Origin of the sequence: Saccharopolyspora sp. 6M, assembly GCF_020176775.1 — a bacterium.
Lineage (GTDB): Bacteria > Actinomycetota > Actinomycetes > Mycobacteriales > Pseudonocardiaceae > Saccharopolyspora_C > Saccharopolyspora_C gregorii.
This window is the reverse complement of record NZ_JAIUJZ010000240.1, coordinates 1,774-14,248: the sequence shown is the minus strand read 5'-3', so window position 1 is coordinate 14,248 and position 12,475 is coordinate 1,774. Positions and strand designations below refer to the sequence as shown.

Sequence of the window (12,475 nt, the reverse complement as noted above, 5' to 3'; positions counted from 1 at the left end):
AGGGGCTGGGGTGAAGACGATGATGGGGGCCTGGTCCCCAGGGAGTGGCTTGAAGGCCACTGCCTGGGGACCGGCCCCCTTTTTTTCGTGTGTCCCGTCGGGGGACCTCGGCACCGGGTCAGCAGTTGTCGTCCGCACTACAGTCGGCCGGATGAGCACTGGCGAGCACAGCGAACCGGACCTGAAGCCACGCAGTCGTGACGTCACCGACGGGATCGAACGGTCGCCCGCCCGCGGCATGCTGCGAGCCGTCGGCATGCAGGACGAGGACTTCGTGAAACCCCAGATCGGAGTGGCCTCGTCGTGGAACGAGATCACCCCGTGCAACCTGTCACTGCAACGATTGGCGCAGGCCGGCAAGGACGGGGTCCGCGAGGCCGGCGGGTTCCCGATGGAGTTCGGCACCATCTCGGTGTCCGACGGGATCTCGATGGGCCACGTCGGCATGCACTACTCCCTGGTGTCCCGCGAGATCATCGCCGACTCGGTCGAGACCGTCATGCAGGCCGAACGGCTGGACGGTTCGGTTCTGCTGGCGGGCTGCGACAAGAGCCTGCCCGGCATGCTGATGGCGGCGGCACGACTGGGGCTCGCCTCGGTGTTCGTCTACGCGGGCTCGACGTTGCCGGGCAAGGTCGACGGCCGCGAGGTGACGATCATCGACGCGTTCGAAGCGGTGGGAGCGTGCGCGCGGGGCCTCATCGGCGAAGACGAAGTGGAACGCATCGAGCGCGCCATCTGCCCCGGTGAAGGCGCGTGCGGTGGTATGTACACGGCGAACACGATGGCGTGCGCCGCGGAAGCGCTCGGCATGTCCCTGCCCGGCTCGGCGAGCCCGCCTTCGGTGGACCAGCGCCGCGACGTGAGCGCGCGCGAAGCGGGCCGAGCCGTGGTGGGCCTCCTGGCGCGGGGGATCACCACCCGCGACATCCTCACGAAAGAGGCCTTCGAGAACGCCATCGCAGTGGTGATGGCGTTCGGCGGCTCGACCAACGCGGTGCTGCACCTGCTGGCCATCGCTCGTGAAGCCGAGGTGGACCTGCGGCTGGAGGACTTCAACCGGATCGGGGACCGGGTGCCGCACCTGGCCGACGTGAAGCCGTTCGGCAGGCACGTGATGCCCGCAGTCGATCGGATCGGCGGAGTTCCCGTGGTGCTGAAAGCACTGCTTGACGCGGGCCTGGTGCACGGGGACTGCCTCACCGTCACCGGCCGCACCCTCGCGGAGAACCTGGCGGCGCTGGATCCGCCCGAGCTCGACGGCGACGTGCTGCGGCAGCTGTCGAACCCGCTGCACCCCACGGGCGGGGTGACGATCCTGCGCGGTTCGTTGGCGCCGGACGGGGCCGTGGTGAAGAGCGCCGGCTTCGATACCGACACGTTCCGCGGCACGGCGCGGGTCTTCGACGGCGAGCAAGGTGCGATGGACGCGGTCGAGCAAGGGACGTTGCGGCCGGGTGACGTGGTGGTGATTCGCTTCGAGGGCCCGCGGGGTGGTCCGGGGATGCGGGAGATGCTCGCGGTGACCGGCGCGATCAAAGGTGCCGGGTTGGGCAAGGACGTGCTGCTGCTCACCGACGGCCGGTTCTCCGGTGGGACGACCGGACTGTGCATCGGGCACGTCGCTCCGGAGGCAGCGGACGGGGGACCGATCGCGCTGGTCCGCGACGGCGACCCGATCCACCTGGACCTCGCCGCGCGCACCCTGGACCTCCAGGTCCCCGACGCCGAGCTGACCGCTCGCCGCGCCACCTGGACCAAGCCCAGACCGACGCTCCGCCACGGCGTCCTGGCGAAGTACGCGGCCCTGGTCGGTTCCGCCTCCGAAGGAGCCCCTGCCACCCCGCGATTGTGAGTGAACGGACCGTTTGACCAACTAGATCGGACGAACGGTCCGTTCACCCGACACCACATCGCGCCGGCTGTTCCGCACCTGGTGGTGAGTGAACGGACCGTTCGCCCAACGAGACTGGACGAACGGTCCGTTCACTCAGCTCCGATCAGGTGGTGGGGAGCATCAGGATCGGCGTCGTCGTCGGCGCCGGTGAGCCGCCTTCCGGTTCCACCGTCACTCCGAGCTGCGCGGTGTCCGGGGGCATGGCGGCGATCAGCGGTTCCGTGTCGTCGGCGCCGGCGGCGGTGAGCATGCCCGCGGAGGTGGCCGACCCGCCGGGTTCGATGAACCACACCTGGTAGGCCCGGTCCGCGGGCGGCGGCGCCATCCCGGTCGCCATGAACATCGCCTTGCCCTGCGCGTGCGACAGCACGGTGGTGGCCCGCATCCCCTCCGGCCCCGGCGTGTTGATCACCCGCGCGTCGGGGGCCTGCAACACGGCGGAGATCTCGGCGCCGCGCGTCCCGGCTGCGGTCATGCGGTCGCGGGCCGCGTCGAGCTCCTGCTGGGCGCGGACGGCGACGACGCCGAACACGGCGGCGAGCGCGACGCCGACCGCGGCGGCCGCCACCGAGAGCCGCGTCGCCCACGAGTACCGGCGGCGGCGCTTGGCCGCGTGCCCCGCCAGGTCGGCGGGCGGCGGCGGATCCTGCCGGGTCTGGGCGATCTCGGCGAGCACCCGCTGCTTCAGCGCCTCCGGCGGCGCGGACTGTTCGGCCGACCCGAGCCGGGCCGCGGCTTCCCGCAGTTCCTGGACCTCCTGCGTGCAGTCCTCGCAGGAGTCCAGGTGCGCCTCGAACTCGGCGCGTTCGTCGTCAGGCAGCGCGTCGACGGCGTAAGCACCGGTCAACGTGGCGAGGTCGGTGCTCATCGGCCCACCCCCAGGCAGTCGCGCAGTCGGATCAGTCCGTCCCGCAAGCGGGTCTTCACGGTGGACGCGGGTGCTTCGAGCAGACCGGCGGCTTCCCGGTAGGTGTAGCCGCGGTAGTAGGTCAGCAGGACCGATTCCCGTTGCAGCTCGGTGAGCGCGGTGAGGCAGCGCCGCACCTGACGCTGCTCCCACCGGGTGGTGACGGACTCGCTGACCTCGTCGAACGGCCTGCCGTGCTGCTGCGCACCGACGCGGGCCTCGCGGTCCCGCCCGGCCTGGGCGGAGCGGACCCGGTCGACGGCGCGCCGGTGCGCGAGGGTGAACACCCAGGTCTGCACGCTGCCGAGCTCCGGTCGGTAGTGGGTGGCGCGGCGCCACACCTCGACGAGCACTTCCTGCGCGACCTCCTCGGATTGCGCGGCGTCCCGCACCACCCGCTGGATCATCGCGAGCAGCGAACCGGCGAGCAGCTCGTAGAGCTGTTCGAAAGCGCGTTCATCGCCCTTGGCGACGTCGGCGATCAGCGCCCGCGCGTCGGGCCCTTCATCGGGCGGCGGTGTCCACCGCTGCGGTCTGGAGTGCGGACGTTCCTGCATGCCAGGTCCCTTCACCGGGATCGTGCCGAGTGTGCACCGCCGCTGGTCCGGCGGCGTGGTCAGGCGGGTTTGCGGAAGCCGAGCTGCCACACGTCGAGGTAACCGGAGCGGAAGCCGGCTTCGCTGTAGGCGAGGTAGAACTCCCAGGTGCGGCGGAACCGTTCGCTGAAGCCGAGCGCGGCGATGTCGTCCCAGCGCTGCTGGAACGTGTCGCCCCAGGCCCGCAGCGTCGCCGCGTAGTCAGGCCCGAACGAGTGACGCCCGGTGCCGCGCAGATCGGTGTGGTCGCGCACGGTCTCTTCGATCGCCCGCAGGGACGGGATCTCCCCGCCGGGGAAGATGTACTTGTGGATCCAGGTGTGCGAGCGGCGGCTCGCGAGCATCCGGTCGTGCGGCATCGTGATGGCCTGCAACCCGATGCGGCCGCCGGGCACGAGCAGCCGGTCCAGCGCGGCGAAGTACTCGGGCCAGTACTCGGAACCGACCGCTTCGATCATCTCGACGCTGACGATCGCGTCGTGACCGCCCTCGGCGTGCCGGTAGTCGCGCAGCTGCACGTCCACCCGGTCGGTGAACCCGGCGGCGGCGATGCGCTTCTCGGCGAGTTCCTGCTGCTCGGCGGACAAGGTGACGGTGGTGACCTGCGCGCCCCGCTCGGCCGCGCGGATCGCCAACGACCCCCAGCCGGTGCCGATCTCCAACAGGCGGGTCCCGGCGCCCACCCCGGCGAGGTCCAGCACCCGGTCCATCTTGGTGCGCTGCGCGTCCGCGAGGTCGTCCGAACCGGGCGTGAACATCGCCGACGAATAGGTCATGGTCTCGTCGAGGAACGCGGCGAACACGTCGTTGGACAGGTCGTAGTGCCGTTCGATGTTGCGCCGCGACCCGGTGGTCGTGTTGCGCTCCGCGCCCGGTTTGGGCGCGTCCACCCAGCGCCGCAGCGCCTGCAGCGGTGCGGGCACCAGGTCCGCGAGTCGTTCGGCGAACGGGGTGAGCAGCTCGGCCGGTTCCGGGCTGTCCCACTCCCCGGCCACGAACGACTCGCCGAACCCGATCTTCGAGTCGGCGCCGAGCCGGTGGAAGAACGCCGCCGGATCGAGGATCCGCATCAGCGGCGCACCGGGCCCGCCCGCGCCGAGCCGCTCACCCCCGGCGAGGGCGACGCGGACCGGCAGGTTCCGCACCGCGTACCGGAACAGCTGCTCGGCCAAGCGCGCGCGCACCGGCGAATGCGGTGCCGGCCCGATCGAATCCCACGGCCCCAGTTGGGTGGCGGGTTGGACGGTGATGCTCATCGGATGCCTTCCTGGTGCGGGTGGGGACGGCGGGGGACGATGCGGAATCCGCGCAGCCACAACGAGATCCCGTGCTTGCGGATCAGCGCGGACACCCGCTGCGGCACCAGCGGGCGGCGCAGCGCGGCCCGCGCCACCGCCCGCGCCGTGGCGGGTTCGCGCATCCCGGTGAGCACCGCCGTCAGCAGCGGTCGGTGCTCGTCGTGGAGCCGGATGCGCAGGTGCAGCCGCTCACCGGGCGGGCGGACCCGCATCTCGTAGCGGCCGTGTTCCGGCAGGAACGGGGACACGTAGAACTCCTTGCCGACCTCCGCGCGCCCCGACTCGTCCGGGTGCAGCAGGTAGGCGTGCCGTTCCCCGTAGGTGTTGTGCACTTCGGCGACGACGCAGCGCACCGAACCGTCGAGCCGGTGGCACCAGTACACGGTGATCGGGTTGAACACGTGCCCGAGCACGCGGGCGTGCGCCAACATCAGCACCCGGCCGCCGTCCAGCTCGACGCCGCGCAGCGCCAGCCAGCGCTCCACGTTCTCCCGGATGCCGCGCCGCGGATCACCGAGGTGGTCCCGCGCGTCGAACCGGGCCAGCGGCCTCAACCACCACGGCAGCCGCGGCAACGCGTCCAGGTCGACCAGCCACGTGTACAGCGGATGCCGGAACCGGTTCCCGGCGTCGCCGTGCCGGACGTGCACCACCTCCCCGTGGTACAGCGCCGGAACGCCCGCGGCGCTCACCAGCCCGCCCCGAACGCCTCGGCGGCCCGCACCCCGCTGGCGCAGCCGTCCTCGTGGAACCCCCAGCCGTGGTACGCCCCGGCGAACCGGGTGCGCGCATCGCCCAGCTCGGGCAGGTTTCGTTGCGCCGCAACGGAATCCGGCGTGTAGATCGGATGCCGGTAGTGCATCCGCGCCAGCACCCGCTCCGGACGCACCCGGCCCGCCGGGTTCAACGTCACCAGGTAGTCCACCGGTTCCGCCAACCGCATCAACCGGTTCATGTCGTAGCTGACCAGCACGTGCCCCGGATCGGCGGCGCAGCTCGGCTTGTGGTGGTTCCACGACGCCCGCGCGCCCGTCGCCCGCGGCAGCACACCCGCATCGGAGTGCAACCACGTCTCGTTCTCCGAATAACCGAACGCGCCCAGCACCTTCGCCTCCGCCGGAGTCGGGTCGGCCAGCAGCGCCAACGCCTGATCGGCGTGGCAGGCCAGCACCACCCGGTCCACCTCGTGCACCCGGTCCTGCGCGTCCCGCAGCTCCACCCGGTCCGCGAACCGCGCCACCGACCGCACCGGGGTGCCCACGTGCACCGCCGACAGCCGCTCCACCGCGCGCGACACGTACTCGCCGGAACCACCCGACACGGTGCGCCACGTCGGCGAACCACCCACCGACAGCATCCCGTGGTGGCGCAAGAACTCGAACAGGTAGCGCGCCGGGTACCGCTTGCTCACCTCGAAATCCGCCGACCACACCGCCGACACCAGCGGCAGCGCGAAGTGGTCCACGAAGTACCGCGAAAAGCCCTGCCCCGCCAGGAAATCCCCCAGCGTCACCGAATCCGCCGACTCGCCGGGAGCGTCCAGCAACCGGTTCGCCGCCCGGTGGAACCGCACCACCTGCGCCAGCATCGCCAGGTAGCGCGGGCGCACCGCGTTGCCGCGCTGCGCGAACAACCCGCCGAGCCGCCGCGCCCCCGCGTACTCCAAGCCGCACCCGTCGCAGGACACGCTCATCGACATCTCGGTCTCCGCGGTCCGCACCCCCAGCTCCCCGAACAACCGCAGCAGGTTCGGGTAGGTGCGCTCGTTGTGCACGATGAACCCGCTGTCCACCGGCACCACGCGCCCGTCCCCGCTGCGCAACCGGTGCGTGTGGGCGTGCCCGCCCAGCCGGTCGTCGGCCTCGAACAGCAGCACCCGGTAGCGGCGCTGCAACAGGTACGCGGCGGTGAGTCCGGAGACCCCGGCGCCGACCACGGCCACGGTGCCGCTCATCGCAGCTCCTCCTCGACGATCAGTGCGCGGGCGAAACGCCTCGTCAACGCTTCCCACTCGGTCCAGCGGCGCAGCATGGCGTGGCCCGCGCCGGGCACGCGCACGTACGTCAACGACGGCGGCCGCGGCAGTTGCAGCGCGCGGCGCGCGAACTCCGCCGATTCGGCGGGCGAGGTGACCCGGTCCGCATCGCCGTGCGCGATCAGCACCACGCGGCCCGCGAGCTGCTCCACCGGCTCGCCCGGCTCAACCCACGGCGCCAGCGCGCATACCCCGCGCACCCGCTGCTCGCCCGCCAGCCGCAACGCGACCCGGCCGCCCAGCGAATGCCCCACCAGCAGCACCCGGGCGCCCGGATGCTGCTCCTCGACCTGGCGCAACGCCCAGCGCGCGTCGGCCAGCGCGTCCAGCCGCGGCTCGTTCCAGCCCCGGACCCGGTAGCGCAGCAGCCACACCTGCACGGCGCTGCCCGCCGCCGCCCGCCGCACCGAACGCGCCACCACGAGCATCCGCCGGTACGCGAGCTGGTGGGTGCGCACCGGGTCGTCGCTGGTGGCGCGCCCGCCGTGCAGCACGAGGACCACCGTCCGCGGCTCGTCGACGCGGGACCGCAGGACGCGCACCGAAGGCCGCGGCCCGCGCCGCCCGGCCGGATCGCCGGGACGCTGCTGGATCTGCATGCCCCCGGTTCGGAACACCACCCGATCCGGCTTGGTCGTTGTGCGTCGGATCACAACCACCGATCCGCGGGCGACCCCGCTCCGAACGAGGAACACCAGACCGAGGAAGGGGTTCGTGTGTCCGAACAGCGCAAGCCGCGCGGAGCGGCCCACCGGATCGAACGCGCCGTGCGGGACCTCATCGGCATCCCGCTGCCGGTGGGGCTCACCGCGTGGGACGGCAGCACCGCCGGTCCCGAAGGATCACCGCGCGTGGTGCTGCGCAACCGCCGAGCACTGCGGCACGTGCTGTACCGGCCCGGGGAACTGGGCCTGGCGCGCGCCTACGTCAGCGGCGACCTCGACGTGCGCGGCGACCTCACCGACGGGCTCCGCCGCTGCTGGTCCGCGATCCGCGCGGGCGGCACCGGCGCGGTGCGGTTCGGCCCCGCGCAGTGGCGGCGGCTGCTGACCGAAGCCGTCGCGCTCGGCGTCATCGGGCCCCGCCCCCCCCCCCCCGCCGGGGGGGCGCAGCTCGCGGGCCGGCTGCACAGCCGCTCCCGGGACCGCGACGTGATCGCGCACCACTACGACACCGGCAACGAGTTCTACGAGCTGCTGCTGGACCCGAACATGGCCTACTCCTCCGGCTACTGGACCAGGACCGGCGAGGACTACGGGCTCGCCGAGGCGCAGCACGACAAGCTCGACCTGATCTGCCGCAAGCTGCGGCTCGCCGAAGGCGACCGGCTCCTCGACGTCGGCTGCGGCTGGGGATCGCTCATCCTGCACGCCGCCCGGCACCACGGCGTGCACGCCACCGGTGTCACGCTCTCCGCGCAGCAGGCCGCCCACATCCAGGGCCGCATCGACGAACTCGGCCTGCGCGGGCAGGTCGACGTGCGGCTGCAGGACTACCGGGAGATCTCCGGCGAACCCTTCGATGCCGTCGCCTCCGTCGAAATGGGCGAGCACGTCGGGGAGAACCAGTACCCGGTGTACGCGGCCACCCTGCACCGGATGCTGCGGCCCGGCGGCAACCTGCTCGTCCAGCAGATGTCCCGAGCGGGCGACGCGCCCGGCGGCGGCGCGTTCATCGAGGCCTACATCGCCGCCGACATGAGCATGGTCCCCGTCGGCCACACCCTCGACCACCTGGAACGCACCGGACTGGAGATCCGCGACGTGCAGGCCATGCGCGAGCACTACACCCGAACCGTCGAGGAATGGGCGCGGACGCTCGACCGGAACTGGGAGCGGGCCGTCGCGCTGCTCGGCCCCGAACGGGCCCGCACCTGGCGGCTCTACCTCGCCGGCGGCGGGCTCGCGTTCGAGGAGAACCGCATGGGCGTCAACCAGATCCTCGCCACCAAGACCACCGCGGACGGACGAGGCGCCGCCGCCGCGCTCGCCGGAGCCGCCCGATGAACGCGTTCCTCACCGCCCCCGCCGCGGCGCTCGCCACCGTGCTCGCCGCCTACGGCGTCGCCCGGCTGCGCAAGCGCTACGACACCATCGATTCGGTGTGGGGAGCCGGATTCGCGGTGATCGCCCTCTGCTGCGCGTTCACCGGGCCCGCCCCCGCCGCCGGGTGGACCGCCACCGCGCTGACCGTCGGGTGGGGGGTGCGGCTGTCCGCGCACCTGCACCACCGCAACTCCGGCGGGGCCGAAGACCCCCGCTACCTGGAGATGGCGCGGCGCTACGGCGACCGGGTCGGATTGCTCATGTTCCTGCGCGTGTACCTGGTGCAGGGGATCGTGATGTGGTTCGTGTCGCTGCCCGTGCAAGCCGCCATCGCCTTCCCCGGTGAGCTCGGCGCGCTCGGGTGGGCGGGAATCGTGGTGTGGGTGATCGGGTTCGGCTTCGAGACCGTCGGCGACGCGCAGCTCAGCCGGTTCCGCGCCGACCCCGCCAACTCCGGGCGGGTCCTCGACAGCGGGCTGTGGCGCTACACGCGGCACCCCAACTACTTCGGGGACGCCTGCGTGTGGTGGGGGCTGTACTTGCTGGCCTGCCACAGCTGGGCCGGGGCGGCGACGCTGCTCTCGCCGCTCGTCATGACCTGGTTGCTGGCGCGCGGCACCGGGAAACCGCTGCTGGAGAGGGGAATGCGCGAACGGCGGCCCGGCTACGCGGACTACGTCGAGCGCACCAGCGGGTTCCTGCCGCTGCCGCCGCGACGGGGGTGACCACCGGCGGCGGGCACCGCGGTGCGGGACTGGTCACCGGTGGCGCCGTGGGACCGGCCACCGGTAGTGGGGCGGGGGCGGTCACCGCGGGGCGGTCAGTCCAAGTGGTGCAGGGCCGCCGTCACCAGGGTTTCCACCCCGGCCGACAACGTCGGGTGCAGCTGCGGGGCGAACTGCGGCGAATGGTTCGACGGCACGTCCCGCTCCACCGTGCCCGCCTCCGACGCGGCCGCGAAGCGCTCCGCGTCCACGCCGCCGACGAACCAGAACACCGAAGGAGCCCCGCTCGCCGCACCGAACTCGCCGAAGTCCTCGCTGCCCGTCACGACCGGCGCCGGGTGCACCCGCTGCTCGCCGAACACCTCCCGGAACCGCGCGGTCAAGGCCTCCGTGGCCCGCTCGTCGTTCACCGTCGCCGGATACGAATCGACCTCGGTGAACTCCGGTTCGCGCGGCGCACCCGCGGCAGCCGCCTCCGCGCGCACGATGCGCCGCACCGCCTCGTGCACCCGGGTCCGGACCGGCTCCGCGAACGACCGGATGCTCAGCTGCAGCTCCGCCTCGTCCGGGATCACGTTGTCCTTGCTGCCCGCGTTCAACGCGCCCACCGTCACCACCGCCGACTCCGTCGCCGCCACCTCCCGCGACACGACCGTCTGCAACCGCATGACCGTCGCCGCCGCCATCACCACCGGATCCACCGTCGTCTCCGGGCGCGAACCGTGGCCGCCGCGGCCGAACATCCGCACGTGCACCGAATCGCTCGCCGACATCGTCAACCCCGGGCGGGTGAACACGTGCCCCGCGGGCATCGGGCCGACGTGCTGGCCCAGCACCACGTCCGGTGTGCCGAACCGGTCGAACACGCCGTCCGCGAGCATCGCCCGCGCGCCCCCGCCGTGCTCCTCGGCCGGTTGCAGCACGAACAGCACCGTGCCCGACCACTCGGCGCGGCGGCCCGCCAACAGCCGTGCCGCGCCCAGCAGCCACGTCACGTGCATGTCGTGGCCGCAGGCGTGCGCCACCGGGACCTCGCCGTCCGCGACCTCCGTGCTCGCGTAGTCCAGGCCCGTCTGCTCCCGCAACGGCAACCCGTCCATGTCGGCGCGCAGCAGCACCGTCGGGCCCTCCCCGCTGCGCAGCACGCCCACCACTCCGGTGCCGCCGACGCCGGTGGTGACCTCGCAACCGGCGGCCCGCAGCGCCCGCGCGCCCACCTCGGCGGTGCGGTGCTCCGCGAACGCCAGCTCCGGGTGGCGGTGCAGAGCCAGGTAGCAGCGCTCCAACTCGGGCAGCGCGGCTTCCAGCTCGGGGAACGGACCCGAAGGCATACGTCGACTCCTCGTGCTCGGTGACCGCGAACCACTCGCCGCGGCGCGTCAACACCGTCCCCCGGCGTGGCGGTCGTGGCCAGCCGGGGTGGTGGGGACAGCTCATCACCGGCGCCGCCGCCCCACCACCGGTTGTGGGGGGGGGGGGCCCGGGGGCCCCGGGGGGGGGGGGGGGGGGGGGGGGTGGGGGGGGGGTGGGGGGGGGGGGGGGGGGGGGGGGGCCGGGGGCGGCCCCCCCCCGGGGGTGTTTGGTTTCTGTCCCGTCTCTCACCTTTTTTGGGTTCCCGGCGCGCTGGACCCCTCGTCTCCGGCCGCGGTGAGTGACGTGGTGGGGAGGCCAGGGGTGAGCGCTGCGGCATTCGACGGATCTTCGCGGCGCGGCGGCACGGCGATGGCGGACGAATCGGACATTGGGGCAAGATCAGACGCGGGGTGGGGGCTCGTATGATGATCTTGAAACGACTGGGAGGTCGCGTTGGTGTTCAAGAAGATGCTGCGGGCGCTCGGGATCGGAGGACCCACCGTCGACACGGTGTTCTCCGAACCGCACGTCCAACCGGGCTCGACGCTCTCCGGTGAAGTCCGAGTCACCGGAGACGACGAAGTCGACATCGAGCGGATCGTCCTCAGGTTCGAAGCCCGCGCCGAGGTGGAGCGGGGCGACGAGCAGCACGACGCCACCATCGAGTTCATGCAGGTCGTCGTCGCCGAGAACTTCCACGTCGGCGACGGCGAGCACAAGGTGATCCCGTTCGCGATCCCCGTGCCAGCGGAAACACCGATCAACGTCGTCGACGGCGCGCAGCTCCCCGGCGTCGCCCTCGGCGTGCGCACCGAACTGGTCGTCGCGAAGAGCGCCGACAAGGGCGACCTGGACGGCTTGTTCGTGGCCCCGCTGCCCTCGCAGTCCAGGGTGCTCGACGCGTTCGGCGCGCTCGGTTTTCAGTTCAAGTCGACCGACCTGGAGATCGGGCGGCTGCACGGCATCGACCAGCAGCTGCCGATGTTCCAAGAGATCGAGTTCTTCGCTCCGGAGCAGTACCGCGGCCGCGTCGACGAGGTCGAGCTGACCTTCGTCGCCGACGCCGACGGCCTGCACGTCGTGCTCGAAGCCGACCGCCGCGGCGGCATGTTCCGCTCCGGCGAGGACGCGTTCGGGCGGTTCCGCCGCACCCACGCGGAGGCGGAGCAGGCGGACTGGGTCGCGGAGCTGACCCACTGGCTCGATGAGGCGGCGCAGCGCGGTGGCATGTTCGGCGGCGGACACCCCGAGCAGCACGAGCACTACCAGGAACAGCAGGGCGGCGGCCCGGGCTGGGGTGGCGTCGCGGCTGGAGCCGCGCTCGGCGCAGGCGCCGGACTCGTCGGCGGCATGGTCCTCGGCGAGGTCCTGGACGAAGCCGGAGACGCCGCCGAAGGCGACGAGGACTGAGCTCCGGTGGAGTGAACGGACCGTTCGCCCAACCAGATCGGACGAACGGTCCGTTCACTCCCGTACCTCCGGAGCGGGTGGACTCGGGCGGGTGCCGACACACCCGTCCCGGACCACCACGGGCCGAGTTCCGGGGGGGGGGGGGGGGGGGGGGGGCGCCGCGCGGGCGGGGCGCGGGGGGGGGGCGGGGGGGGGGCGGGGCGGGGGGG

Annotated in this window: 11 protein-coding genes; 4 read left to right on the top strand and 7 right to left on the bottom strand. The window is 72.6% G+C overall.

Annotated features, from left to right (window positions below):
- Nucleotides 1–151: 151 nt before the first annotated feature.
- Entirely contained in the window at nt 152–1,855 is a 1,704-nt protein-coding gene (gene ilvD / locus LCD31_RS25985) for a dihydroxy-acid dehydratase (RefSeq protein WP_224962299.1), read from the top strand.
- Between the two features lie 145 nt (nt 1,856–2,000).
- On the opposite strand, the gene LCD31_RS25980 is transcribed toward ilvD, so the two are convergent.
- From LCD31_RS25980 to LCD31_RS25955, 6 genes are read right to left on the bottom strand one after another with little or no spacing between them, the layout of a single operon-like run.
- The gene (locus LCD31_RS25980; RefSeq protein ID WP_224962297.1) at nt 2,001–2,765 is read right to left on the bottom strand and encodes an anti-sigma factor domain-containing protein; all 765 of its coding nucleotides are present in this window, start codon (nt 2,763–2,765) and stop codon (nt 2,001–2,003) included.
- Nucleotides 2,762–3,361, bottom strand: a complete 600-nt coding sequence (sigK, locus tag LCD31_RS25975; RefSeq protein ID WP_224962295.1) for an ECF RNA polymerase sigma factor SigK — start codon at nt 3,359–3,361, stop codon at nt 2,762–2,764. Before sigK ends, LCD31_RS25980 begins: the two co-directional genes overlap by 4 nt.
- A 59-nt stretch (nt 3,362–3,420) precedes the next feature.
- On the bottom strand, nt 3,421–4,656 hold the full coding sequence (locus tag LCD31_RS25970) for a cyclopropane-fatty-acyl-phospholipid synthase family protein (protein WP_224962293.1): 1,236 nt from the start codon (nt 4,654–4,656) through the stop codon (nt 3,421–3,423).
- Complete coding sequence (locus LCD31_RS25965) at nt 4,653–5,393, bottom strand: DUF1365 domain-containing protein (protein WP_255617851.1); 741 nt, start codon at nt 5,391–5,393, stop codon at nt 4,653–4,655. The genes LCD31_RS25970 and LCD31_RS25965 overlap by 4 nt, the downstream gene beginning before the upstream one ends.
- Nucleotides 5,387–6,652 carry an NAD(P)/FAD-dependent oxidoreductase gene (locus LCD31_RS25960; protein ID WP_224962289.1) on the bottom strand — a complete coding sequence of 422 codons (1,266 nt, stop codon included), beginning with the start codon at nt 6,650–6,652 and terminating at the stop codon, nt 5,387–5,389. Before LCD31_RS25960 ends, LCD31_RS25965 begins: the two co-directional genes overlap by 7 nt.
- Nucleotides 6,649–7,350 carry an alpha/beta hydrolase gene (locus tag LCD31_RS25955; RefSeq protein WP_224962287.1) on the bottom strand — a complete coding sequence of 234 codons (702 nt, stop codon included), beginning with the start codon at nt 7,348–7,350 and terminating at the stop codon, nt 6,649–6,651. The genes LCD31_RS25960 and LCD31_RS25955 overlap by 4 nt, the downstream gene beginning before the upstream one ends.
- Nucleotides 7,351–7,449: 99 nt before the next feature.
- Between LCD31_RS25955 and LCD31_RS25950 the strand changes: the two genes are divergently transcribed.
- Together LCD31_RS25950 and LCD31_RS25945 are read left to right on the top strand one after the other, a co-directional pair.
- Nucleotides 7,450–8,739 (top strand): cyclopropane-fatty-acyl-phospholipid synthase family protein, encoded by a 1,290-nt coding sequence (locus LCD31_RS25950; RefSeq protein WP_224962285.1) that lies wholly within the window; start codon nt 7,450–7,452, stop codon nt 8,737–8,739.
- On the top strand, nt 8,736–9,503 hold the full coding sequence (locus LCD31_RS25945) for a DUF1295 domain-containing protein (protein WP_224962283.1): 768 nt from the start codon (nt 8,736–8,738) through the stop codon (nt 9,501–9,503). Before LCD31_RS25950 ends, LCD31_RS25945 begins: the two co-directional genes overlap by 4 nt.
- Nucleotides 9,504–9,598: 95 nt before the next feature.
- On the opposite strand, the gene LCD31_RS25940 is transcribed toward LCD31_RS25945, so the two are convergent.
- Nucleotides 9,599–10,834 (bottom strand): amidohydrolase, encoded by a 1,236-nt coding sequence (locus tag LCD31_RS25940; protein ID WP_224962281.1) that lies wholly within the window; start codon nt 10,832–10,834, stop codon nt 9,599–9,601.
- 478 nt (nt 10,835–11,312) lie between these two features.
- Between LCD31_RS25940 and LCD31_RS25935 the strand changes: the two genes are divergently transcribed.
- Nucleotides 11,313–12,266: a sporulation protein gene (locus LCD31_RS25935; protein WP_224962279.1), complete on the top strand. Its 954-nt coding sequence runs from the start codon at nt 11,313–11,315 to the stop codon at nt 12,264–12,266.
- Nucleotides 12,267–12,475 lie beyond the last annotated feature (209 nt).